Annotated in this window: 18 protein-coding genes; 13 read left to right on the forward strand and 5 right to left on the reverse strand. The window is 74.8% G+C overall.

Going from position 1 to position 22715, the window contains the following annotated elements; genetic code table 11:
• Positions 1 to 94: 94 nt before the first annotated feature.
• Both QWY29_RS05940 and QWY29_RS05945 read left to right on the forward strand, forming a co-directional pair.
• Complete coding sequence (locus QWY29_RS05940; protein WP_300959776.1) at positions 95 to 1384, forward strand: endo-1,4-beta-xylanase; 1290 nt, start codon at positions 95 to 97, stop codon at positions 1382 to 1384.
• A 236-nt stretch (positions 1385 to 1620) separates the two neighbouring features.
• The gene (locus QWY29_RS05945; protein WP_300959777.1) at positions 1621 to 2883 is read left to right on the forward strand and encodes an MFS transporter; all 1263 of its coding nucleotides are present in this window, start codon (positions 1621 to 1623) and stop codon (positions 2881 to 2883) included.
• Here QWY29_RS05945 and QWY29_RS05950 read toward each other — a convergent pair.
• Together QWY29_RS05950 and QWY29_RS05955 are read right to left on the reverse strand one after the other, a co-directional pair.
• On the reverse strand, positions 2853 to 4100 hold the full coding sequence (locus tag QWY29_RS05950) for a fatty acid desaturase family protein (RefSeq protein WP_300959778.1): 1248 nt from the start codon (positions 4098 to 4100) through the stop codon (positions 2853 to 2855). The genes QWY29_RS05945 and QWY29_RS05950 overlap by 31 nt on opposite strands.
• Positions 4101 to 4162: 62 nt before the next feature.
• Positions 4163 to 5293, reverse strand: coding sequence for a ferredoxin reductase (locus QWY29_RS05955; protein WP_300959779.1), 1131 nt, complete (start codon positions 5291 to 5293; stop codon positions 4163 to 4165).
• A gap of 106 nt (positions 5294 to 5399) precedes the next feature.
• Here QWY29_RS05955 and QWY29_RS05960 point away from each other — a divergent pair, with 106 nt between their 5' ends.
• The 4 genes from QWY29_RS05960 to QWY29_RS05975 all read left to right on the forward strand — a co-directional run bounded on the left by QWY29_RS05960 (position 5400) and on the right by QWY29_RS05975 (position 9275).
• Positions 5400 to 6596, forward strand: a complete 1197-nt coding sequence (locus QWY29_RS05960) for a PucR family transcriptional regulator (protein ID WP_300959780.1) — start codon at positions 5400 to 5402, stop codon at positions 6594 to 6596.
• Positions 6597 to 6676: 80 nt separating this feature from the next.
• Positions 6677 to 7315: a fasciclin domain-containing protein gene (locus QWY29_RS05965; protein ID WP_300959781.1), complete on the forward strand. Its 639-nt coding sequence runs from the start codon at positions 6677 to 6679 to the stop codon at positions 7313 to 7315.
• A gap of 68 nt (positions 7316 to 7383) precedes the next feature.
• Positions 7384 to 8265, forward strand: coding sequence for an SGNH/GDSL hydrolase family protein (locus QWY29_RS05970; protein ID WP_300959782.1), 882 nt, complete (start codon positions 7384 to 7386; stop codon positions 8263 to 8265).
• Complete coding sequence (locus QWY29_RS05975) at positions 8262 to 9275, forward strand: SGNH/GDSL hydrolase family protein (RefSeq protein WP_300959783.1); 1014 nt, start codon at positions 8262 to 8264, stop codon at positions 9273 to 9275. The genes QWY29_RS05970 and QWY29_RS05975 overlap by 4 nt, the downstream gene beginning before the upstream one ends.
• Positions 9276 to 9677: 402 nt before the next feature.
• Here the strand turns inward: QWY29_RS05975 and QWY29_RS05980 are convergent, their stop codons facing one another.
• The gene (locus QWY29_RS05980; RefSeq protein ID WP_300959784.1) at positions 9678 to 11204 is read right to left on the reverse strand and encodes an amidohydrolase; all 1527 of its coding nucleotides are present in this window, start codon (positions 11202 to 11204) and stop codon (positions 9678 to 9680) included.
• A 47-nt stretch (positions 11205 to 11251) separates the two neighbouring features.
• Here QWY29_RS05980 and QWY29_RS05985 point away from each other — a divergent pair, with 47 nt between their 5' ends.
• Positions 11252 to 11902 (forward strand): hypothetical protein, encoded by a 651-nt coding sequence (locus QWY29_RS05985; protein ID WP_300959785.1) that lies wholly within the window; start codon positions 11252 to 11254, stop codon positions 11900 to 11902.
• Between the two features lie 6 nt (positions 11903 to 11908).
• Here the strand turns inward: QWY29_RS05985 and QWY29_RS05990 are convergent, their stop codons facing one another.
• Positions 11909 to 13402: a serine/threonine-protein kinase gene (locus QWY29_RS05990; protein WP_300959786.1), complete on the reverse strand. Its 1494-nt coding sequence runs from the start codon at positions 13400 to 13402 to the stop codon at positions 11909 to 11911.
• Positions 13403 to 13442: 40 nt separating this feature from the next.
• Here QWY29_RS05990 and QWY29_RS05995 point away from each other — a divergent pair, with 40 nt between their 5' ends.
• The 5 genes from QWY29_RS05995 to QWY29_RS06015 all read left to right on the forward strand — a co-directional run bounded on the left by QWY29_RS05995 (position 13443) and on the right by QWY29_RS06015 (position 19909).
• Positions 13443 to 14033 (forward strand): RNA polymerase sigma factor, encoded by a 591-nt coding sequence (locus QWY29_RS05995; protein ID WP_300959787.1) that lies wholly within the window; start codon positions 13443 to 13445, stop codon positions 14031 to 14033.
• A complete protein-coding gene (locus QWY29_RS06000) occupies positions 14030 to 15517 on the forward strand; it encodes a M1 family metallopeptidase (protein WP_300959788.1) in 1488 nt (495 codons plus the stop codon). Before QWY29_RS05995 ends, QWY29_RS06000 begins: the two co-directional genes overlap by 4 nt.
• Before the next feature lie 129 nt (positions 15518 to 15646).
• On the forward strand, positions 15647 to 16651 hold the full coding sequence (locus tag QWY29_RS06005; protein ID WP_300959789.1) for an NAD-dependent epimerase/dehydratase family protein: 1005 nt from the start codon (positions 15647 to 15649) through the stop codon (positions 16649 to 16651).
• 311 nt (positions 16652 to 16962) lie between these two features.
• Complete coding sequence (locus QWY29_RS06010) at positions 16963 to 18222, forward strand: HNH endonuclease signature motif containing protein (RefSeq protein ID WP_300959790.1); 1260 nt, start codon at positions 16963 to 16965, stop codon at positions 18220 to 18222.
• Positions 18223 to 18415: 193 nt separating this feature from the next.
• Positions 18416 to 19909: a carboxyl transferase domain-containing protein gene (locus QWY29_RS06015; protein WP_300959791.1), complete on the forward strand. Its 1494-nt coding sequence runs from the start codon at positions 18416 to 18418 to the stop codon at positions 19907 to 19909.
• 52 nt (positions 19910 to 19961) lie between these two features.
• On the opposite strand, the gene QWY29_RS06020 is transcribed toward QWY29_RS06015, so the two are convergent.
• Positions 19962 to 21290, reverse strand: a complete 1329-nt coding sequence (locus QWY29_RS06020) for a serine/threonine-protein kinase (RefSeq protein ID WP_300959792.1) — start codon at positions 21288 to 21290, stop codon at positions 19962 to 19964.
• A 108-nt stretch (positions 21291 to 21398) separates the two neighbouring features.
• On the opposite strand from QWY29_RS06020, the gene QWY29_RS06025 reads away from it, so the two are divergent.
• Positions 21399 to 22682, forward strand: coding sequence for an ArgE/DapE family deacylase (locus QWY29_RS06025; RefSeq protein WP_300959793.1), 1284 nt, complete (start codon positions 21399 to 21401; stop codon positions 22680 to 22682).
• The last annotated feature ends 33 nt before the right edge of the window (positions 22683 to 22715 follow it).

Raw genomic sequence — 22715 nt, forward strand, 5'->3', positions numbered from 1 at the left:
CCTCTCGGTGATGTGGGTCACAGGACCCTGACACCGGCCCGACCGGCTTGTCAATCGTTGTCGATAACGTTTTCCATCGCTAGGGTCGCACCGCATGACCGACTCCTTCGAGCACCGGCGCGGCACCGCGACGGTGTCGCTGCGCCGTGCCGACGGCACCCCCCTGGCCCACGCCGACGTGGTCGTCGAGCAGCGCCGGCACGCGGTCGCGTTCGGCTGCATCGGCTTCGACCTCGTGCCGCTGGCGGCTGCGGAGGCCGGGCTGCCGAGCACCGGACCGGGCGGGGGCGACGACGTCTTCGGTGGCGCCGGCCCCGACGCCGCCGCCGACCTGGCCGACCTGTGGCTCGGCGTCTTCGACACCGCCACGCTGCCGTTCTACTGGGCCGGGTTCGAGCCCGAGCCGGGCCGCACCGACGCCGCACGACTGCTCGCCGCGGCCCGGTGGTTCCGCGACCGCGGCGTCGACGTCAAGGGCCACCCGCTGGTGTGGCACACGCTCGCCCCGGAGTGGCTGCGCGGGCTCCCCGACGACGAGCTCGAGGCGACCGTCCGGGCCCGGGTGCGCCGCGAGACCGTCGACTTCGCCGGCCTCGTCGGCACGTGGGACGCGATCAACGAGGCCGTGATCATGCCGGTCTTCGCCAACGAGGAGCACGAGAACGCGATCACCCGGTTGTGCCGCCGGCTCGGCCGCGTCGAGACCGTGCGGATGGCGGTCGACGAGGCCCGCGCGGGCGACCCGACGGCGGCGTACGTGCTCAACGACTTCGACATGTCCCCGGCCTACGACCGGCTCGTCGAGGAGGTGCTCGCGGCCGGCGTACGTGTCGACGCGCTCGGGCTGCAGAGCCACATGCACCAGGGCTGGTGGGGCGTCGAGCGCACCCAGGAGGTGCTCGAGCGGTTCGCGCGGCACGGCCTGCCGCTGCACCTGACCGAGACCACGCTGCTGTCGGGCGACCTGATGCCGCCGGAGGTCGAGGACCTCAACGACCACCAGGTCGACTCCTGGCCCTCCACGCCCGAGGGCGAGGAGCGGCAGGCCGAGGAGGTCGTGGCGCACTACCGGACGCTGCTGGCGCACCCGGCGGTCGCGTCGGTGACCTACTGGGGCATCACCGACCGCGGGGCGTGGCTCGGCGCACCCGCCGGCCTGGTACGCGCCGACGGCACCCCGAAGCCGGCGTACGACGCCCTGCGCTCGCTCGTCCGCGACGAGTGGTGGCTCGTCCCCACGACACTGCGCACCGACGCCGCCGGGCGGGTCGACGTCTCCGGCTGGGCCGGGGAGTACGTCGTGTCGCTGCCCGGCGCCGGGGCCCCGGAGGTCGTCCTCGACCTGCCGGCCGGCACCTCGGAGGTCGAGGTGGTGCTCGCCTGAGTCGTGCCTGGATGACGCTCCGGGCTGGTCGGAGCAGGGGTCAGGGCGCCAGCGGCACCGTGGCCTGCAGCACCGCACCCGTGGGATCGACCGCCATCGTTGCCCCCCGCCTCCCGCTCCGCCGATTCCGGGCCCGGTGCCCGCGAGGTCCTAGAATGGCGGACGCAGAGGGTTCGGCGCGTTCTTGGAGGCGGGTACGGCGCGCGTCGTCCAGCCGTACCCGGAAGGCCCTCCGCATGACCCCGCTCGCCTCGTATCGCCGACTCCTCACGATCGCCGGACCGACGTACGTCGTCGTGGCGTTCCTCGGCCGCCTGCCGCTCGCGATGAGCCAGCTCGGCACGCTCCTGCTCGTCTCCACCGCGACCGACAGCTACGGACTGGGCGGTCTCAGCGCCGGCGCGCTCGCCGTCGCCAACGCCCTCGGCGCCCCGGTCGCGGGGTCGGTCGCCGACCGCACCGGCCAGCGGCCCGTCGTCCTCGTGCAGTCGCTGCTCGGCGCGGCCGGCCTGGCCTCGCTGGTCGCGGTCGTGCACGCCGACGCACCCGCCGCGCTCGTGGTCGGCGCCGCGGCCCTCACCGGCCTCGTGCTCCCGCAGGTCGGGCCGCTGGCGCGCGTGCGCTGGCGGCCGCTGACCCGCGGCACGGGCACGGACCAGCGGCGGCTGGTCGACGCGGCGTTCTCCTACGAGGGCGCGGCCGACGAGGCGTCGTTCGCGATCGGCCCCGCGCTCGTGGGCGGTGCGGTCGCGCTGGTCTCCCCCGGTGGCGCGCTCGTGCTCGCCGCGGTGCTGCTCGCCGTCTTCGGCACCGCGTTCGCCCTCGACCCGTCCGCGCGACTCACCCGCCGCGACGGCGGGCCGGCGCTGCCCACCGGCGCGCTGGTGACCGCGGTCTTCGTGGTCCTCGCGCTGGCGCAGGTCTCGATCGGCATGCTCTTCGGCGCGACCCAGACCGGCGCGACCGTGATCGCCAACGACGCCGGCAAGCCCGGCGCGGCCGGCCTCGTCCACGCCACGCTCGGCGTCGGCAGCGCGGTGGCGGGCATCGCGACGGCGTACGTCCCCGAGCGGATCGGCCACGAGCGCCGCTCGCTCGCGGCGGCCTGCGCGCTGCTGGTGCTGTCGCTGCCGCTGCTGCTCGTCGACTCGCTGGTCACCGCGACCGCCACGGTGCTGCTGCTCGGCTTCGCGGTCGCGCCGTACATGATCGGCGTCTTCTCCCTCGCCGAGCGCGTCGTGCCGGCCGCCCGGGTGGGCGCGGCGATGACGACGCTCGCGAGCGCGACGGGCCTGGGCTACGCGCTCGGCTCGAGCATCGCCGGCCGGCTCGCCGACGGCAGCGGCGCGACCGCCGCCTTCGGCGTCACCGTCGGCGCGACCGTCCTCGCCGTCACCTTGATGACGACGCAGCAGGGCCGCCTGCACCGAGCGGTGCAGACGGCCCTGGTGGCCGAGCGGGAGCGCGATCAGGCCGCGGCGGCGACCTCGGTGCGCTGACGACGGGCGAGCTGCTCGAGGCGGGCCTGCGCGGCCCGACGGGTGCGGCGGTCGCCGGTGGCCATCGTCCACAGCAGCGCGAGCTGCTGCGGGGCGTTGGCCGGCGTGGTGGTCTCGAGCCAGCCGTTGGGCAGCGAGAGCCGGACGACCTTGTGCCAGGCGCTGGCGACCTGCTGCGGCAGCGGCGCCTCGTGGTAGTTCAGGCCGTGCTTCGCGAACAGCGCCTTCACCCGCGGCGCCACCTCGGCGTACCGGTTCGAGGGCAGGTCCGGGAACAGGTGGTGCTCGATCTGGTGCGACAGGTTGCCGGTCATCAGGTGCATCAGCTTGGAGCCGGAGATGTTCGCCGAGCCGAGCATCTGGCGCACGTACCACTCGCCGCGGGTCTCGTTCTCGGGGATCGACTTCTTCTCGAAGGTCTCGACGCCCTCGGGGAAGTGGCCGCACATGATCACCGAGTGCGACCACAGGTTGCGCACCAGGTTGGCGGTGAAGTTGGCGGCCAGCGTCGGCAGGAACGCGCCGGTCGGCAGCGCGAGCGCCGGGTTGACGACGTAGTCCTTGGTGGCCTGCTTGCGGATCTTGCGCAGGGTGTTCTTGGCGTTGCGCTTGAACGTCTCGCTGCGCTTCTCCTTCGGCATCGACAGGTTCTTGCCGAGCTCGAGGTCGTAGGCGGCGATGCCGTACTCGAAGAAGCAGGCGTTGATGAAGTTCCACAGCGGCTGGCCGAGGTACATCGGGTGCCAGCGCTGGTCCTCGTCGACGCGCATGATGCCGTAGCCGAGGTCGTTGTCCTTGCCCACGATGTTCGTGTAGGTGTGGTGGACCTCGTTGTGCGAGTGCTTCCAGCCCTCGGCCGTGGAGGCGTTGTCCCACTCCCAGGTGGTCGAGTGGATCTTCGGGTCACGCATCCAGTCCCACTGGCCGTGCATGACGTTGTGGCCGATCTCCATGTTCTCGAGGATCTTCGCGACCGAGAGGCCGACCGTGCCCGCGACCCACGCCGGCGGGAAGACGCTCGCCAGCAGCGTGGCGCGCGAGGCCAGCTCGAGGCGGCGCTGGATGGTCACCATCCGACGGATGTACGCCGCGTCGCGCTCGCCGCGGCTGTCGAGGACCTCCTGGCGGATCGCGTCGAGCTCCGCGCCGATCTCCTCGATGTCCTCGGGGCTCAGGTGCGCGATGGGGTTCTCGGGCTTGCGGGTGATCGTCGTCATGCGGATCTCCTTCGGTCAGGGTGCGATGGAGCGGGACGCTCAGTGCTTGCTGGAGCAGACGCTTAGTGGTCGATGGAGCAGGCGCCGGCGGCGGCGCTGATGCAGGTCTGGATCGGGACGCCCTGCGGGCCGGTCTCGCCGGGGACGGCGACGGTCAGCGCACCGTTGCGCAAGTCGCGCACGGCGCCGGCGCGCATCGGCAGGACGCAGCCCATGCAGATGCCCATCCGGCAGCCGCTGGGCATCAGGACGCCGGCCTGCTCGGCGGCGTCGAGGATCGGGGTGGTGCCGTCGGCCTCGATCGTGGTGCCGCCGCCGGTGGGCCCGGTCAGGGTGACGGTGCCGCCGGCCTCGCCGTCGGCCGGCGCGACGAGGACCGGGCGGAACCGCTCGGTCGTGAGGTCGAGACCGCGGTCGGCGTGGTGCTGCTCGAGCGCGTCGAGCAGGCCGGCCGGGCCGCAGGCGTAGGTGAGGCGCTCGTCGAGGTCGGGGACCAGCTCGGCGAGCAGGGCGACGTCGAGGACGCCGTGGGTGTCGTCGAAGCGCTCGACCAGCCGGATCCGGCCCGCCGCGTGCAGCGCGCGGAGCTCGGCGCGAAAGATCGCGGCGGACTCCGAGGCGTTGACGTGCACGAGCACGATGTCGGTGGTCGGCGCCACGGCCTTGGAGTGCAGGTTGCGCAGCATGCCGATGACCGGCGTGATGCCGGAGCCGCCCGTGACGAGCAGCAGCTTGCCGGGCACCGGCTGGGGCAGCACGAACTCGCCCTCGGCCTGCGCCAGCTGGAGCATCTGGCCCGCGCGGGCGCGGTGGACGAGGTGGTTGCTGACCACGCCGTCGGGGATCGCCTTGACGGTGATGCTGATGCAGCCGTCGGGGCGGGGGCCGTGGGTCAGGGAGTAGGTGCGCCACAGGCGCACGCCCTCGACGTCGACCCCGACGCGGACGTACTGGCCCGGCACGTGGCCGGCCCAGGCCCGGCCGGGCTTGAGGACGATGGTGGCGGACTCGGGGGTCTCGGGCAGGACCTGCACGATCCGGCCCCGCAGCTCCGCACCCGCGCGCAGCGGGTGGAAGACGTCGAGGACGTCGTCGAGCTCGAGCGGCGTGACCGCGGACTCGGCGACGCGACGCAGCGCGCTCCGGAGCGTGCGGCCACGGCCGGGGACGAACGGCGCGGCAGCGGTGGTCATGTACCTACTGTCCTACATCTGCGGGGTAAAGTCCTGTCCGAGCGACGTGAACCGGGCGTCGTTCCTTGTTCGCAGAGAACAACCCACGTCCTCCAGGAGGTCGTCCATGGTCCGTCGCACCCCCCGCGAGCTGCCCGCGCCGGCCCTGCGCCTGCCCGCCGAGGCCGTCGCCGCGATGCGCGAGGACCTGCCCGTCGTGGCCGAACGGGTCGTGCAGGCCATCGTGGAGGAGGTCCCCAGCTACGTCGCGGCCTTCGACGGGTCGATGGGCGAGACGATCCGCAACGCGGTGCAGCTGGCGCTCGGCGGGTTCCTCACCCTCGCCTCGGGACGCCGCGGGGTCGACCTGCGGACGCCCGCGCCCGCGATGGAGGGCGCCTACCAGCTCGGCCGCGGCGAGGCCCGCAGCGGCCGCACCACCGACGCCCTGCTCGCGGCGTACCGCATCGGCGCGCGGGTCTCGTGGCGCGAGATGTCGACCCGCGCGGTCGACGCCGGCCTCGACGGGGAGACCCTGGCCGCCTTCGCCGAGCTGGTCTTCGCCTACATCGACGAGCTCTCCGCCGCGAGCGTCGCCGGGCACGAGGACGAGCTGGCCACGACCGGCCGGGTCCGCACGCGGCTGCTGGAGCGGGTGGCGCGGGCGCTGCTCGACGGCTCCCCGGAGGACGCCGTGGTCGAGGCCGCCGAGCGCGCCGACTGGCCGCCGCCCACGACGCTGACCGCGGTGCTGGTGCCGCGCTCCCAGGTGCGGCCGGTGCTGGGGATGGTCCCGCCCGCGACGCTCGAGGCGGGCGAGGCCGGCGGCCCGGAGGACGTCGGCGTGCTGCTGGTGCCCGACGCGCACGGCCGCTCGCGCGGGGCGCTGCTGCGCACGCTGCGGGGCCGGGGAGCCGTGGTCGGCCCGTCGCGGCCGTGGCTGGAGGTGCGGGCGTCGTACGTGCGGGCCCGGCGGGCGCACGCCCTGGGCCTGCGCGACGACACCGAGGCGCACCTGCCGACCCTCGTGCTGACCGCCGACCCCGACGCGCTCGCCGACCTGCGCGCGCAGGCGCTGGCGCCGATGGCCGACCTCCGGCCCGCGGCGGCCGAGAAGCTCACCGAGACGCTGCGGTCCTGGCTGCTGCACCAGGGGCGGCGCGAGGACGTCGCCGCCGACCTCTTCGTCCACCCGCAGACCGTGCGCTACCGCCTCGGCCAGCTGCGCGAGCTGTACGGCGACCGGCTCGAGGACCCGCGCACGGTCCTCGGCCTCACGCTCGCGCTCGGTGTCGTCGAACCCGACCAGGTGCCCGAAGACTGATCAAAGATTCATCCAATCCGGACCCGTCGCCGCGGCGAATCCCTCCCGCACCGAGCACACACCACTCGAGAGGGAGACCCATGAAGCACCGCATCGCCACCGCCGCCGTCGCCGCCCTGGCCGCCTCGACCGTCGTCGCCGGGGCCGTCACGCCCGCCAACGCAGCCCCCGCCGCGCCCGCCGCCAAGGCCGGCGACAAGAGCCTCGCCGCCGTCCTCGGCGCCGACGGCACCAAGCTCGACAAGAACTGGAAGGACTTCGACCTCACCGAGGCCGCCGTCCTCGCCGTCCTCGGCGCCAAGCCCGACAGCCCCGTCGGCCTGCTCACCCAGGGCGACCAGCGCGCCACCGCCTTCATCCCCACCGACCAGGCCTTCCGCCTGCTGGTCAAGGACCTCAAGGGCTTCGCCCCCAAGACCGAGGCCAAGACCCTCAAGCAGGTCGCCAAGCTCGGCGTCGACACCATCGAGACCGTGCTGCTCTACCACGTCGTCGCCGGCAAGACGCTGACCTCCCCCAAGGTCCTCGCGGCCGAGGGCAAGAAGGTGCAGACCGCCCAGGGCGGCAGCATCAAGGTCCACGTCATCAAGGGCAAGGTCACCCTCCTCGACGCCGACAAGGACGACCGCAACCCGCGCGTCGTCGTGCTCGACATCAACAAGGGCAACAAGCAGGTCGGCCACGCCATCGACCGCGTGCTGCGCCCCGTCGACCTCTGAGCCGACACCTTCACGACCGCCACGGGCGGGACGGACGCGTTGCTCCGTCCCGCCCGTAGGTTGTGCCCATGCGTCCCGCCCTGCGCCTCGCCGCTGCGAGCCTCGCGGTGGCGCTGACCACCACGGTCGCCGCCTGCTCGGGCAGCGACGAGGAGGACCCGCTGCGGTACGTCGCGCTGGGCGACTCGTTCACCGCGGCGCCGTACGTCCCTGCCACCGACGAGAGCAGCGGCTGCCTCCGCTCGACGGGCAACTACCCCTCGATGGTGGCGCGCGAGCTCGACGCCGGCGACCGCCGGGTGCAGCTGAACGACGTCTCCTGCTCCGGCGCCACCACCGCCGACCTCACCGGTTCCCAGGACGTCCGCGGCGGCGCCGTGCCGCCGCAGCTGGACGCGCTGCGCGAGGACACCGACCTGGTGACCCTCAGCATCGGCGGCAACGACGAGTCGCTCTTCGCGACGATGGTCTACGGCTGCATCGCCCTCGCCGCCGACGACCCGACCGGAGCGCCCTGCACCGAGCGGGCCGACGGGCTCGGCGACGGCAAGGCACCCGAGGACGTCATCAGGCGCACGCGCGAGCGCCTCGACGCGGCGTACGCCGCCATCGCCGAGCGCGCCCCCGACGCCCGCGTCGTCAGCGTCGGCTACGGCCAGATCTTCCCGGCCCGCGGCACCCCCCGCTGCCAGGACCGCCTGCCCATCGCGCTCGGGGACTTCCCCCTCGTGCACGACCTGCTGCGCCGCCTGGACCGCGTGATGAAGGACGCAGCCGCCGCCGCGGGCGTGGACTTCCTCGACGTGCGGGCACTGAGCCGGGGACACGACATCTGCTCCGCCGATCCGTGGATCAACGGGCAGGACACCGACGAGGACGCAGCGCTCGAGTTCCACCCCTTCGCCTCCTACGAGCGCGCGGTGGCCGACGCGCTGCTGGAGATGCTGTGACCCTTGCCCTGCCCCGCCGGACCCGACGTCCGCGGACCCTGACCGCCCTGTCCTCCGGCCTGTCCTCCGGCCTGCCCGCCGCCCTGCTCACGGGCGTGCTGGCCGCCGCCGCACTGACCGGGTGCAGCTCCGACGAGGACGCCGCGGCCGAGCCCGACGCGAGCCCGGTCGCCCCGTCGTCGAGCATCCCGCGCAGCGACGGCCCCAGCGACCTGGCCACGCCCGAGGCGGGCCGCTACCCGACGTACGTCGCGATCGGCGACTCCTTCACCGCCGCCCCGCTCGCCGGGCCGACCGGCGACCAGCAGTGCCTCCGCTCGGCGCAGAACTACCCGGCCCAGGTGGCCGAGGCCCTCGGCGCCGAGCTCACCGACGTCAGCTGCACCGGCGCCGACACCGCCGCCCTCGTCGGCAGCCAGCGCGTGCTCGGCGGGGGCGCCGTCCCGCCCCAGCTCGAGGCCCTCCAGCCCGACACCAGCCTGGTCACCATCGGCATCGGCGGCAACGACTTCGGCATCTACAGCACGCTCACCGGCACCTGCGTCAAGGCCGCGACCCAGGACCGCGACGGCGCGCCGTGCCGCACCGCGCTCGGCCGCGGCGGCGTCGCCGAGCTCGAGCGCAACATCCGCACCGTCGGCGACCGGCTCGAGGCGGTCGTCGAGGGCGTGCGCCAGCGCGCACCCGAGGCCGAGGTGGTCGTCGTCGGCTACCCCGAGATCGTGCCCGCCGACGGCACCTGCCCCGACCTGCTGCCGCTGGCGGCCGGCGACTACCCCTTCGCCGCCCGGATGGCCCGCCTCCTCGCCCAGGTGCAGGAGCGGGCCGCGGCCGCCGTCGACGTGCCGTACGTCGACCTCTACGCCGCCAGCGACGGCCACGACGTCTGCTCCGACGACCCCTGGGTCAACGGCCGCGTCACCAGCGCCGCCACCGCCCTCGCCTACCACCCCCTCAAGGTCGAGCAGGAGGCCGTCGCCGGCCTCGTCCTCGAGAAGCTCGCCGACTGACCCCGCGCGAGACGCAGGGCCGCAACCACCCTCGTCAGCCCTCGACGACGTCCCCCGGGCCGCCGCCGCGCCGGAGGCCGGCCGCGGACCCGGTACGCCGCGCGGATCGGGGCCGGAGGCGGACGACGGGCGGGCAGGCCCGGTCGTGGTTGGGTCTGGCGGGCCGGAGCGAGGCACGAGCGCAGGCCTGGTAGACCGGGCCTGCCCGTCCGGCGGGAGCCGCAGGCCCCGACCCCACACCCGGCGTACCCGCACACCCGCGGACCGGCCGCAGAGCGACGCGGGAGCCCACAACCCGCCCGCCGCAGGCGGAACCGTGAGCCGACAGGCAGCCTCTCGGCTCACGGGGTCTCGTCGACGCTCGCTGGCGCTCGCTGCTCGACCAGCGGTGGCGGGGGGCTCTCAGAGGTCCTGGTGGACCACCGACCCGTCGACGACGGTGAGGGCGACGGACATGTCGCGGAGGGCCGCGCCGGCGTCGGCGGAGGTGAGGTGGTCGGCGAGCGGGTCGGCGTCGAGGAGGACGAGGTCCCCGCGGGAGCCGACGCCGACGGTGGGCTGGCCGTCGACGGAGGCGGCGAGGGCCTCCTGGGCGGTGATCCCCTGCTCTCCGTGCCACGGGTCGCGGTCGTCGGCGCTGCGGTGGACGGCGGCGGCGATGGCGAGCCACGGGTCGAGCGGCGAGACCGGGGCGTCCGAGCCGAGCGCGAGCTCCACGCCGTCGTCGAGCATCCAGCGGAACGCGAAGCAGCGCGCGGACCGCTCGCCCCAGATCCGCTCGGTGATGTCGCGGTCGTCGAGCAGGTGGGCGGGCTGCACGCTGGCCCGGATGCCGAGGTCGGCCATGCGCCGCACGTCGTCGCGGCCGACCATCTGCGCGTGCTCGATGGAGCCGCGCGCACCCGTGGCGGCGTACGACGCCAGCGCCTCGGCCACGGCGGCGTCGCCGATCGCGTGGGTGGCGACCTCGAGGCCGGCGGCGTGGGCGCGGGCGAGGTGCTCGCGGAGCTCGTCTCCGGAGAGGTTGGGCTGGCCGGCGGGGTACTCGAGGCGGTGGGCGTCGCCGTACGGCTCGCAGCACCAGGCCGTGCGGGTGTTGAGCGAGCCGTCGCTGATGATCTTCAGCGAGCCCATGGTCAGGCGCGGGCCGCCGCCGGGCAGCGGGTCGCCGGTGCGCAGGCCGGCGGCGAGGACCTCGTCGAGCGTCTCGACGTACGACGCGGCGCGCACGCGCAGCAGGTCGGCGCCGTCGTTCCACCGCTCGACCCACTCGAGCGGACCGCGGCCGAACTCGTAGTCGACGATGCCGACCACGCCGAGGGCGGCGGCGGCCTCGAGCGAGCGGCGGTAGGCCTCCGGCGAGGTGCCGTCGTTGCCGACGAGGGTGACCAGGCGCGGGTAGACCGCGAACCACTCGGTCTCGCGGACCACCGAGTCGCGCACCGGCATCGCGAGGTGGAGCAGCGCGGTGGTGTTGAGCCAGGCGTGGTGGCCGTCGCCGCTGATGAGGACGACGGGCGTGTGGCCGGAGACGGCGTCGAGCTCGGAGACGGTGACCTCGCGGTCCCAACCGCCGGAGCGGTGGCCCCAGCCGATGACGGGCAGGTCGGGCTGCTCGGCGACGCGCTCGGCGACGGCGCGGGTGACGTCCTCCGGGGTGCGGGCACCGCCGAGGTCGAGCCGCTGCGAGGCGAGCGTCCACTGGGCCATGTGCACGTGCTGGTCCCAGAGGCCGGGGGCGAGCCACCGGCCGGCCGCGTCGACCTCCTCGACGCCGGCGGGGCGGGGCAGCGACCGGTCCACGGCGGTCACGCGGCCGTCCTCGACGAGCACGTCCACCGGGTCGGCGCCGGCGGCGGGTCCGGCGGCAGGACCGTCCTCGGGGCGCAGCGACACCAGGCGGGCGCCGCGGATGAGCAGGCTGGGCATGGGGCAGAACGTAGCCGCGGCCCCGAACCCGTCTACCCTCGGGCGCCATGAGTGCGCGACGACCGGGGGCCGTGGTCCTCGGTGTCGTGACGGCTCTTGCGGCGGTCGTGGGCGTCGCCGGCGGCGCGCTGCTCGCGACGGTGCTGCGCGAGGAGCCCGCCACGATGCCGGCGGCCGCGCCGGTGCCGGCCGTCTCGCCGTCGTACCCCGTCGACCCGCCGCCGGAGATCGAGCCCGACCCCGGCTCGCCGTCGCTGAGCGCCGGGCTGCCGCTGCGGCCGGTGGAGGTCGGGATCAAGCCGTTCGGGCTGCGGCTGCCGGTGCCGGTGGGGTGGACGCGGAGCAACTCGCTGCCGGGTGAGTACAAGTGGCGGCCGCCGGACTTCGTGGAGAACGGCTACTTCCTCCGCGTCCGGCTCATCACCGGCTTCCAGACGCTGGAGTCGGCGGTGCAGGACCGGCTCGACGCGCTCGAGGGCGCCTCCGACGTGGAGCAGCTGGCGGTCGAGGAGCGCGACGACCGCGGCTTCACGGTCACCTACGTCTCGGCCCGGCACCGCCGGGTGGCGGTCGAGCGGTTCCTGTCGTTCAACGGCAGCACGGCGTACGCCGTCGTGGCGGTCATCGGGCGTGAGCGCGACGCGCTGGGGCTCGCCGACCTGGCCGCCCGGATCGAGCAGCGCGCGGCCGTCGCCTAGGACCCCTCAGATGCCGTGGGTCTCGACGCTGTCGAGCACCCGGTTGGCGGTGGCCCGGTCGTCGCTGCGCACCTGCACCCACAGCAGCCGGTTGTCGGCCACCTGCACGACCCGCTCGACGGTGACGCCGTCGGGGCAGCCGGTGTGGACGACGGTCCTCGAGGGGTCGCCGGAGGTCTCGGTGACCGGCTCCTGCGCCGTGTCGCACTCGGGGTGCTGCGGCAGCGTCGTCGGCAGCTCGGTGCCGGGGAAGAGGCCCAGGAAGACGCCCTCGGCGGAGGTCGCCGGCTCGTTCCAGTCGGCGCGGGTGCCGACCGAGAGGGCGGGGTACGACGCGTCGCTGGTCGGCGGCAGCCACCCGTCGGTCGCGACCGCACGCTCCCACCCGTGCGGCACGCGGACGCTGAGGCTGCCCTGGTCGTCGGTGAGCCGGACGTCCTCGCCGCGGTCGGCCTGCCACACGTAGCCGCCCACCCCGCCGGCCACGAGCGCACCGGCGGTCAGCGCGGCGGCGAGGGTCCAGCGGCCGCGGGACGACCCGGCAGGCGCGACCGGCGCGGGCGGGAGGGCCGGCTCGGGCAGCGGCTCCGCGGCCGGTCGCGGGGGCGGTGGGGCCCCGGGCTGGGTCAGCTCGGGGTCGATCGGCAGCCACGGCGCCGGCGCGATGGCCACGCAGTCGAGCGTGGCCTCGAGGGCCTCGACGAACGACGTGACGTCGGGGAACCGCTCCTCACGGTCGACCGCCAGGGCCCGGCGCACGACGGCGTCGGTGGCGTCGGGGAACGGCCGCTCCGGCGTCGACAACGGCGGCGGCGGGGCCGGCGCGGCCGCCGCGCCCAGCGTGGTGTGGGTGTAGGGCGCGCGGCCGGCGAGCAGCAGGTAGGCCAGCGCGCCGAGGGAGTACTGGTCAGCGCGCGCGTCCAGCGGCTCGGCCTGCGCCTGCTCCGGTGAGACGAACGTCGGTGTGCCCGCGACCATCGTCAGCCGCGAGGAGACGTCGAGCGCCTTGCCGAGCCCGAGGTCGCCGAGCATCGTGCGCACGGTGCCGTCGACGGTGCGGAAGAGCACGTTCGCGGGCTTCACGTCGCGGTGCAGCACGTCGCGGGCGTGCAGCGCGGCCAGCCCGGCGCCGACCTGGCGGAGCACCTCGACCGCCTGCGGCACGCTCAGCCCGGGGGTCTCGCCCGAGCCGTCGGCGGCGAGCCGGTCCGCGAGCGTCCCCTGGTCGGCGTACGCCATGACGAGGTAGGGGCGGCCGTCGTCGAGCTCGCCGGCGTCGTAGACCGGCACGACGTGGGGCGACTCCACCCGCCGCAGGTAGCGGCCCTCCTCCACGAAGCGCCGCAAGACGTGGGAGTCCTCGGTCCAGTTGTCAGCCAGGACCTTGATCGCGACCGGGCTGTCGAGCTGCTCGTCGTAGGCCAGCCAGACCGTCGCGAAGCCACCGGACCCGAGGCGTCGGCGCACGGCGTAGCGGCCGAGACGGGCGGGGTGGGACACCCCGGCATTATGTTGCACCCGACAGGGGAGGAAACCTGACATGGCCACCAGCTCGGGCAGCAGCAGCGGCATGGACGGCGCACCGGCGCCCACACCTGACGAGATCGACGAGCTCGCTCGCCGCGCACAGGCCGGCGACCGCGACGCGTTGGAGGACCTGCTCGCCGCGGTCCGCCCGCGGACGCTCAACGTCTGCCGGGGCGTGCTGCCCCACCTCGCCGACGCCGAGGACGCCTGCCAGGAGGCGCTGCTGAACGTCGCCGGCAAGATCGGCTCGTGGGGCGGCCGCGGCCGGTTCACCACGTGGATGCACGTCGTGGCGGTCAACAGCGCGCGCTCGACGTACCGCCGGATGAAGAACCAGGCCGTCGCCAGCGACGTGCTGCCCGCCGAGCGGCCCGACCCGCGCACCACCTCGGTCATCGCCGGCACCCGCCTGGACCTGCTCGAGGCGATGGAGACCCTCGAGCGCGAGCACCCGCAGATGGTGGAGCCGCTGCTGCTGCGCGACGTCTACGGCATGGCGTACGACGACATCGCGGGGCTGCTCGGCCTGCCCACCGGCACCGTCAAGGCGCAGATCCACCACGGCCGCAAGCTGGTGCGGCCGATGCTGCGCGGTGACGGGTGAGGCGCCCCGCGCTCCCCCTGCTCCTCGGCGCGCTCGCGCTGGTGCCCCTGTCCGGCTGCACCGGCTCCTCCGACCCCGGCGGTCCCGCCGGCCCGGCCTCCGGCCCGGGCACGTCGGCGGAGGCGCCCGCCGTCCCCGGACCGCCCGACGACGCCGCCCTGGAGCGCGCGGTCGACGAGCCGCGGGAGGACTCGGTCTACCCGGCGACGGGCGACCCGGGCGTCGACGCGCTCCACTACGACCTCGCGCTCTCGTGGGACCCCGACGAGCGCGTGCTCGACGGGCGGGAGCGGCTGACCCTGCGCGCCACCGCCGACGACGACACCCTGCAGCTCGACCTCTCGCCCGCGCTCGAGGTGCGCTCGGTGCGCGTCGACGGCCGCGCCGTCCGCCACCGCCACCGCGGCTCGGACCTCGTCGTGCGGCAGCGGGTCGTCGAGGACCGCCGCTACGAGGTGGTCGTCGCCTACCGCGGCACCCCGCGGCCCGTCCCTGCGCCGACGACCCGCCGCGACCTGGACGGCCTCGGCTGGAACACCACCGACGCCGGCTGGACCTGGACGATGCAGGAGCCCTACGGCGCCCACACCTGGTACGCCGTCAACGACCACCCTTCCGACAAGGCGTTCTACGACGTGACCGTCAGCGTGCCGAGCCCCTGGACGGGGGTGTCCAACGGCGCGCTGGTCTCCCGCGAGGAGCGTGACGGGCGAACGGTGACGCAGTGGCGGCTGGCCGAGCCGGCGGCGGCGTACCTCATGACGCTCGCGACCGGCGACTACACCGACGTCCACGCCACCTCGGCCACTGGCGTGCCGGTGACCTGGTGGGTGCCGCGCGACCGCCCCGAGCTGGGCGGGGGCGCCGGGACGATGGCGCGCGAGCTGAGCTGGCTGGAGGAGCGGCTGGGGCCCTACCCCTACGACACCGCCGGGGCCGTGCTCGTCGACTCGACCAGCGGCATGGAGACCCAGACGATGATCACGCTGGGGATGACCGACTACGCGCTGTCGCCGGCGGTGGTGGTGCACGAGCTCGCGCACCACTGGTACGGCAACCAGGTCACGCCCGAGGACTGGCGCGACGTGTGGATGAACGAGGGCATGGCGATGTACCTCCAGGTCCTCTGGCAGGCCGAGCACGAGGGTCCCTCGCTCGACGTCCTGCTCGACCGGTACGCCGACCGCGAGGCCGTCGCGCGCGCCGAGGCGGGGCCGCCCGGCGCCTACGACCCGCGCGCGTTCGGGCAGTCGAACATCTACTACGGGCCGATGCTCATGTGGCACGAGGTCCGGGAGCGCGTCGCGGCCGAGTCCGACGACTCCGCGTTCTGGGAGATGGTCCGCGGGTGGCCGGCGTCGCAGGAGGACGCCCACGCCGACCGCGAGGAGCACCTCGCCTGGGTCGAGGACCGCACCGGCCTGGAGCTGTCCGCGCTCTTCGACGCGTGGTTGATGGGCGAGACCTCGCCTCCCCGGTCCTGACCCGTCCTGACCCGGTCCTGACCCCCGGCTGGTCCCCTGGCCCGTCCTTCGCCGTCGCGTGCCCGTGCGGTGTTCCGCCGTCGGCGAACGGTGCTTCCGCTCGGCCGGTCGCAGCGGCACCGTGGCGCCATGCGGATCCTGGTGCTCGGCGGCTCGGTCTTCCTCTCGCGCGCGGTCGCCGAGGAGGCGCTCGCCCGGGGGCACGAGGTGGTCTGCGCGTGTCGCGGCACGTCCGGCTCGGTCGCCGCCGGCGCCACGCACGTCCCGCTCGATCGGGCCGCGGCCGACCCCGATGAGGTCGCGGCCGCGCTCGGCGGGGCGGCGTACGACGCCGTGGTCGACGTCGCCCGCCAGCCCTCGTGGGTGCGGGCCGCGGTGGCCGCGGTGCCGGACGCGCACTGGGTGTTCGTCTCGACGATCAACGTGTACGCCGACGAGTCCACGCCCGGCGGCCGACCCGGCACGCTGCCGCTGCGCGCACCCGTCCACGACGACACCGACCTGGCCGTCGACCCGGAGGCCTACGGGCCGATGAGGGTCGCCTGCGAGGCGATCGTCCGCGACGGCGCGACCTCGGCGGCGGTCGTCCGGCCGGGCCTGATCGTGGGTCCGGGCGGCCCGACGGGGCGGTTCACCTACTGGCCCGCACGGTTCGCGGCCGTGGCCTCGCACCCGACCGTGCTGGCCCCCGGCGACCCGGAGGACGTCGTGCAGGTCGTCGACGTGCGCGACCTCGCCACCTGGGTGGTCACCCTCGCCGAGCAGCGCACCACCGGCGACCTCGACGGCGTCGGCGAACCCACCGCCATCCGCGACCTGCTCGCCGCCGTCGCGCTCGGCGCCGGCGGAGGCGACGCCCTGCTGCGGTGGGTGCCCGCCGCCGACCTCGAGGCCCGGGGCGTGCAACCGTGGGCCGGCGACCGGTCGGTGCCGCTGTGGCTGCCCCGTCCGGCGTACGACGGCATGCTCGCCCACGACGTCGCCCCGTCCCTCGCCGCCGGCCTCACCCTCCGCCCGGTCGCGGACACCGCCCGCGACACCCTCGCCTGGCTCCGCGGCACCCCCGACGCCCCCGTCACCGGCCTCACCCTCGCCGAAGAGGCCGAGATCCTCGCCGCCCTCTCCCCCGGCTGACCGTCTTCCCCCGCTGGTCGAGCAGCGCCCCCTGGCCACCCCGCTGGTCGAGCAGCGAGCCCTGGCGAGCGTCGACGAGACCCCTGCACCTGACTTTCGGTCTGCGGACCGTGGGTGGTCGCGGTGGAAGCAGCTATGAGGGCGAGGTACGCCGTGGGTTGCGGCCACTTCCCGGCCTCCGGCTGGTTGAGGAAGGCGCTCAGCGCCTGTCTCGAAACCCGCCGGGAAACTTCCAAGATTTTTGTCCGAATAGTGGTTTGACCTGGGGAAACAGTACCGTCACTGTCGGTGGTCGCTGCTTGAGTAGACCCATGGCCAAGGACTCCGGACCCACCGCGCACTCGGTGTGCCGCGCGGTCGCGAAGTCTCGCAAGAAGGCTCGCTCGGCATGCGGCTCGCAGCTGTGGCGGATGTCCGACACCGAGGTCTCGACCGCCTTGTTGGAGGCCACCCGGCTCCGCGCTCAGGTCGAGGCACTGGAGCTCAAGCTCGCGGCCGAGGCCGACCGCCGAGCGGTCGGCGACAAGGTCGGCGCCACCGACACCGCGTCCTGGTGGTCCCACGAGACCCGCCAGGACCGACCCGCGGCGAAGCGCCGCATGCGGCTGGCCGACTCCCTGGACCGCCACACCCCTACGTCCGCTGCGTTGGCGGAGGGTGCGATCAGCGTCGACCACGCCAGGGTCATCACCGAGTGCGTCGACAAGCTCCCCGTCGACCTGGCCGACCCGACCATCCCCGAGCGCGCAGAGAAGCACCTGCTCAACGAGGCCCTCGACCGCGACCCCAAGTCGCTCGCCATCCTCGCCAAGCACGTCCTCACCGTCGTCGCACCCGAGATCGGCGAGGAACGCGACGCCCGCGCCCTCGAGCGCGAGGAACGCGAAGCACGCGCGAACGCCTGGCTGACCATGGCACTGGACGGCAAGGGCTCGGTACGCGGCAAGTTCTCCATCCCGACACTCCATGGCGAGATGCTCAAGAAGATGCTGCTCGCCTTCGCAGCGCCGAAGCACCAGGCCGCCGTCAAAGGCGACGAGCCCGAAGACGTAGTGGAGCGGCGGCCGTCTCCAGAGCGGATGGGTGACGCGTTCTGCGAGCTCCTCGAACGATTGCCCGCCGACAAGCTCCCCCAGCTCGGCAGCCTCAACGCCTCCGTCGTCGTCCTCATCGACTTCACCGACCTGACGAGCGAGATCGGTCGCGCCACCCTGGAGTCCGGAGAACCGATCTCCGCCTCGCTCGCCCGGCGCATGGCCTGCGAAGCGGGCCTCCTCCCCGCCGTCCTCGGCAGGAAGTCAGAGCTCCTCGACCTCGGGCGGTCTGCCCGGTTGTTCTCCGGTGCTCAGCGCCGAGGCCTGGCCATCACGCAGACGACCTGCACGGCCACCGGGTGCGACTGGCCGGCCCACCTCTGCCACGCCCACCACGACCACAGCTGGCTCCGCGGCGGTAGGACCGACATGAAGGACGCCCGGTTGCTCTGCCCCCGGCACCACGCCCGGATCCACGACCCACGCTTCGAGACCACCCACCACGACGGCGCCGTCTCGTTCCACATGCGGACATAGGCCATCCGCGTTCTTGATCGAACGTTCGATCAACCACCCAAGGCCCTGCCCACCTCACCGGGTCTCGTCGACGCTCGCTGGCGCTCGCTGCCCGACCGGCGGGGGCGGGTTCGGCGGGTATTGCCTCGGGGCGGAGGAACCTTCGTCAAGGCTCGCTGGCGGAACCGGCGGCGGGGGCGGTTAGGTTCGCAGCATGGGCCGACCCGATGCTGCGACGCTGATCGACCTGGTGCTCGACGAGGGCTCGTGGGTCTCGTGGGACTCCCGGCCGGAGCGGGCCGGTGTCTCCGAGGAGTACGCCGCTGACCTCGCGCGCGCCGAGGAGAAGAGCGGCGTCGACGAGTCGGTGCTGACCGGCGAGGGGCTGATGCGCGGGCGCCGCGTGGGCGTCATCGTCGGGGAGTTCGCGTTCCTGGCCGGGTCGATCGGCCGGGCCAGCGCGGACCGGATCGTCGCCGGCATCGAGCGCGCGACCGCGGAGGGCCTGCCGCTGCTCGCGGCGCCGGTCAGCGGCGGCACGCGGATGCAGGAGGGCACGCCGGCGTTCGTGCAGATGGTGCGGATCAGCCAGGCGATCGCGGCCCACAAGGCGGCCGCGCTGCCGTACCTCGTCTACCTGCGCCACCCCACCACCGGCGGCGTCATGGCGTCGTGGGGCTCGCTGGGCCACGTCACCGTCGGCGAGCCGGGCGCGCTGCTCGGGTTCCTCGGCCCGCGGGTCTACGAGGCGCTCTACGGCAAGACGTTCCCCGAGGGCGTGCAGACCGCCGAGAACCTCTACTCCCGCGGCATCATCGACGCCGTCGTCGCCCCCGAGGACATCGCGGAGATCCTCGACCGCGCCCTGACCGTCATCCTCTCCCCGCGCCGCGGCATCACGCCCTCGGTCGAGCTCGCGGCCGGCGACACCTACGACGAGCCGGGCACCGCGCCGGACGTCGAGACGTGGGACGCGGTCACCCGTTCGCGGCGGCCGGATCGCCCGGGCGTGCGCCGGCTGCTGCGGTACGCCGCCAGCGACGTCGTGCCCCTCAACGGCACCGGCCAGGGCGAGCAGGACCCGGGGCTGTTCATCGGGTTGGTCCGGTTCGGCGAGGCGCCGTGCGTGTTCCTCGGCCAGGACCGCCGCGGCCAGACCGCCGAGCAGCCGATGGGTCCGGGCGCGCTGCGTGAGGCCCGCCGCGGCATGCGGCTCGCCTCCGAGCTCGGCCTGCCGCTGGTGACCGTCATCGACACCCGCGGGGCGGCCCTGTCGGCCGACGCCGAGAACGGCGGCCTCGCCGGCGAGATCGCCCGCTCGCTCGCCGACCTGGTGACCCTGGACGCCCCGACCCTGTGCCTGATGCTCGGCGAGGGCAACGGCGGCGGCGCGCTGGCGCTCCTGCCGGCCGACCGCGTGGTGGCCGCCCAGCACGCCTGGCTCTCCCCGCTGCCGCCGGAGGGCGCGAGCGCGATCGTGCACCGCGACCTCGACCACGCCCCGGAGATGGCCCGCAAGCAGCAGGTGCGGGCCCTCGACCTGCACCGGCTCGGCATCGTCGACCGGATCGTCGCCGAGCAGCCGGACGCCGCGGACGAGGCCGAGGCGTTCTGCCGCCGGATCGGCGCGGTGCTGGAGCACGAGCTGGTCGCCCTGCTCGAGTCCGGCCCGGGCAGCCCCGAGGCGCGCGCCGCCCGCTACGTCTGACCCCAGGCGTCTGAGCGGCCGGAAGCCGCAGGGACACAGCCGCAGGGACGGCTCAGTCCTCGACGACCCCGCCGCTGCACGAGGCGAGTGCGGCGCCGAAGGCGGCGCGCATCTCCTCGGGCATCTCCGTGGACGGCAGGTCCACGAACGACGACTCCTCGTCGAGGAACCCCTCGGCCCGCATCTGCTCCAGCCCGGTCCCGTCGACCCAGTGCTCGGCCATGCAGGTCGCGAGGTCGCGGTCGTCGATCCCCTGCTCCGCGAACGCCGCGGCGACGCTGGCCACGGCCGTCCCCCGGTCGAGCTCGGCGACCGCCCCGCTCCCCGTCCCCCCGCTAGCGGGCTCGGCCGCCGGGTCGTCGTCGCCCCAGGTCAGCGCCCACACCACGACGGCCGCGACGGCGAGCGCGGCGAGCACCGCCACGAGGGCGGCCAGCCGCCGGCGCGCGTGCGGCGGTGCGGGCAGCGGGTCCGCGGGGGGCGGGTCGACCGCCTCGACCGGGACGACGTGCCCCTCCGCCGGCAGCCGCAGCAGGTCGCGCAGGTCGTCGCGCAGCGGCGTCGCGTCGGCGTACCGCTCCGCCGGGTCCTTGGCCATCGCCCGCGCCAGCACCCGGTTGATCCCCTCGACCAGGGCCCCCTCGCCGGGGAGCTGCGGCACGGGCTGCTCGCGGTGGGCGGTGACCAGGGCCCACTCGGAGGAGCCGGAGTACGGCGCCTCGCCGGTGAGCGTGGTCCACAGCAGGCAGCCGAGCGAGTAGACGTCGGTGCGCGGGTCGGCCTGCGCCCCGTCGTGCAGCTCGGGTGCCATGTAGTCCGGCGTGCCGGGCGCGGTGGCCCCGGCGGCGGTCAGCGCGTGGGCGCCGTCGGTGGGCCGGACGATGCCGAAGTCGCCGAGGTACGCCGTCACCCCGCCGTCGCGGCGGCGCAGCAGGACGTTGGCGGGCTTGACGTCGCGGTGGACGAACCCCGCGGCGTGCACGTCGGCCAGCCCGGCCGCGACCTGCGCCGCGATGTCGACGGCGGCCTCGCGCGGCGGCACCCCGCGGGCGCGCAGCTGGCCGGCCAGGTCGCCGTCGGGCACGTGCTGGGTGACGAGGTAGAGCCGGCCGTCGACCTCGCCGTGGTCGTAGACGTGCACGACGTGCGGGGAGTCGAGCGAGGCCTGCGCCTGCGCCTCGCGCACGAACCGGGCACGGAAGTCCTCGTCCTGCGCCAGCCGCGGCGTGATGATCTTGAGCGCGACCTGTCGGTGCAGGCGCGTGTCGAGCGCCTCGAAGACCCAACCCATGCCGCCGGCACCGATCCGCGCGCCGACGCTGTAGGGCCCGAACCGCTCGCCCAGCTCGGGGTAACCGCCGTCCTCAGCCTGGTCCGTCACCGTCTCCGCTTACCCGCCCGCGGCCCCGTCTAGTCGGGTGGCCGCGCCAACGGTGACGAACGGGTAAATCCCGCGCGCGACGAGGGCCGGCGTTCCTACCGTTCCTCCATGACCCACCGCGACCTCTCCGACCTCGAGCTGCGTGCTCTCGCGTTCGTCGACGAGCGCGAGCTGGCCCGCGACCTGCTCGACCTGGTCGCGGTCCCGAGCGTCGTCGGATCGGACGCGGAGTGCGACGTCCAGCACCTCCTCGCCAAGCAGCTGCGCGAGCTCGACCTCGACGTCGACCTGTGGCAGCTGGACCTGCCCGCGCTCACCGCCGACCCCGACTTCCCCGGCATGGAGGTGCCCCGCGCCGAGGCCTGGGGCCTGGTCGCCGGCAGTGGTCCGGTCGCGGGCGGCTCGGAGGTCGAGCTGGTGCTGCAGGGCCACGTCGACGTGGTGCCCGAGGGCGATCCGGCTCAGTGGCGCACCGCGCCGTTCCGGCCGTACGTCGATGCGGCCGGCGACCTGCACGGCCGCGGCGCCTGCGACATGAAGGCCGGCGTCGTCGCCAACCTCGCCGCGGTCCGCGCGATCCGCGCCGCCGGCATCGAGCTCGCCCGGCCCTACGCGCTGCACCTCGTCGTGGGCGAGGAGGACGGCGGGCTCGGCGCGTTCGGCACGCTCGCCCGCGGCCACCGCGGCCGCTCCTGCATCATCACCGAGCCGACCAGCGGCACGATCACCACCGCCAACGCCGGCGCGCTGACCTTCGAGCTGCGGGTGCCGGGCGCGGCGACGCACGGCAGCACGGCGTACGTCGGGCACAGCGCGATCGACGCCTACCTCCCGCTGCACGCCGCGCTCGCGGACCTCGAGCGCCGCCGCAACGCCGACGTGCACCCGCTGATGGCGGAGTACCCGGTCGCCTACCCCATCTCGGTCGGCACGCTGCGCGCCGGCGACTGGGCCAGCACGGTGCCCGACCTGCTCGTCGCCGAGGGGCGCCTCGGTGTCGCGCTCGGCGAGGACGCCGCCGATGCCCGGCTGGCGCTGGAGGAGGCGGTCGACGCGGCCGCCGCCCGCGACCCGTGGCTTCGCGCGCACCGGCCGACGGTGGCGTGGACCGGCGGCCAGTTCGGGAGCGGACAGTACGCCGGCGACGCCGGCGCCCTGCACGACCTGGTCGCCGCGGCCCACGTGGACGTCACCGGCGGGCCGCGGCCGCGCGAGCGGGGCGCGCCGTACGGCTCGGACCTGCGGCTCTACGCCGCCGCCGGCACGCCCACGCTGCACTACGGCCCCGGCGACGTCCGGCTCGCGCACAGCCCGCACGAGGCGGTGCCGGTGCGCGAGCTGACCGCCGTCACCGAGACGCTCGTGCTGGCCCTGCTCCGCGCCTGCGCCTGACCCCCGACCGGTCTCGTGCTGCCCAGCGTGCGC

Origin of the sequence: Nocardioides abyssi, assembly GCF_030412915.1 — a bacterium.
GTDB classification, from domain to species: Bacteria; Actinomycetota; Actinomycetes; order Propionibacteriales; family Nocardioidaceae; genus Nocardioides; species Nocardioides abyssi.

Excerpts from the sequence above, each read along its gene's own strand:
- QWY29_RS05940 (WP_300959776.1), top strand. The coding sequence starts at position 95 with ATGACCGACTCCTTCGAGCACCGGCGCGGCACCGCGACGGTGTCGCTG.
- QWY29_RS05945 (WP_300959777.1), top strand. The coding sequence starts at position 1,621 with ATGACCCCGCTCGCCTCGTATCGCCGACTCCTCACGATCGCCGGACCG.
- QWY29_RS05950 (WP_300959778.1), bottom strand. The coding sequence starts at position 4,100 with ATGACGACGATCACCCGCAAGCCCGAGAACCCCATCGCGCACCTGAGC.
- QWY29_RS05955 (WP_300959779.1), bottom strand. The coding sequence starts at position 5,293 with ATGACCACCGCTGCCGCGCCGTTCGTCCCCGGCCGTGGCCGCACGCTC.
- QWY29_RS05960 (WP_300959780.1), top strand. The coding sequence starts at position 5,400 with ATGGTCCGTCGCACCCCCCGCGAGCTGCCCGCGCCGGCCCTGCGCCTG.
- QWY29_RS05965 (WP_300959781.1), top strand. The coding sequence starts at position 6,677 with ATGAAGCACCGCATCGCCACCGCCGCCGTCGCCGCCCTGGCCGCCTCG.
- QWY29_RS05970 (WP_300959782.1), top strand. The coding sequence starts at position 7,384 with ATGCGTCCCGCCCTGCGCCTCGCCGCTGCGAGCCTCGCGGTGGCGCTG.
- QWY29_RS05980 (WP_300959784.1), bottom strand. The coding sequence starts at position 11,204 with ATGCCCAGCCTGCTCATCCGCGGCGCCCGCCTGGTGTCGCTGCGCCCC.
- QWY29_RS05985 (WP_300959785.1), top strand. The coding sequence starts at position 11,252 with ATGAGTGCGCGACGACCGGGGGCCGTGGTCCTCGGTGTCGTGACGGCT.
- QWY29_RS05995 (WP_300959787.1), top strand. The coding sequence starts at position 13,443 with ATGGCCACCAGCTCGGGCAGCAGCAGCGGCATGGACGGCGCACCGGCG.
- QWY29_RS06005 (WP_300959789.1), top strand. The coding sequence starts at position 15,647 with ATGCGGATCCTGGTGCTCGGCGGCTCGGTCTTCCTCTCGCGCGCGGTC.
- QWY29_RS06010 (WP_300959790.1), top strand. The coding sequence starts at position 16,963 with ATGGCCAAGGACTCCGGACCCACCGCGCACTCGGTGTGCCGCGCGGTC.
- QWY29_RS06015 (WP_300959791.1), top strand. The coding sequence starts at position 18,416 with ATGGGCCGACCCGATGCTGCGACGCTGATCGACCTGGTGCTCGACGAG.
- QWY29_RS06025 (WP_300959793.1), top strand. The coding sequence starts at position 21,399 with ATGACCCACCGCGACCTCTCCGACCTCGAGCTGCGTGCTCTCGCGTTC.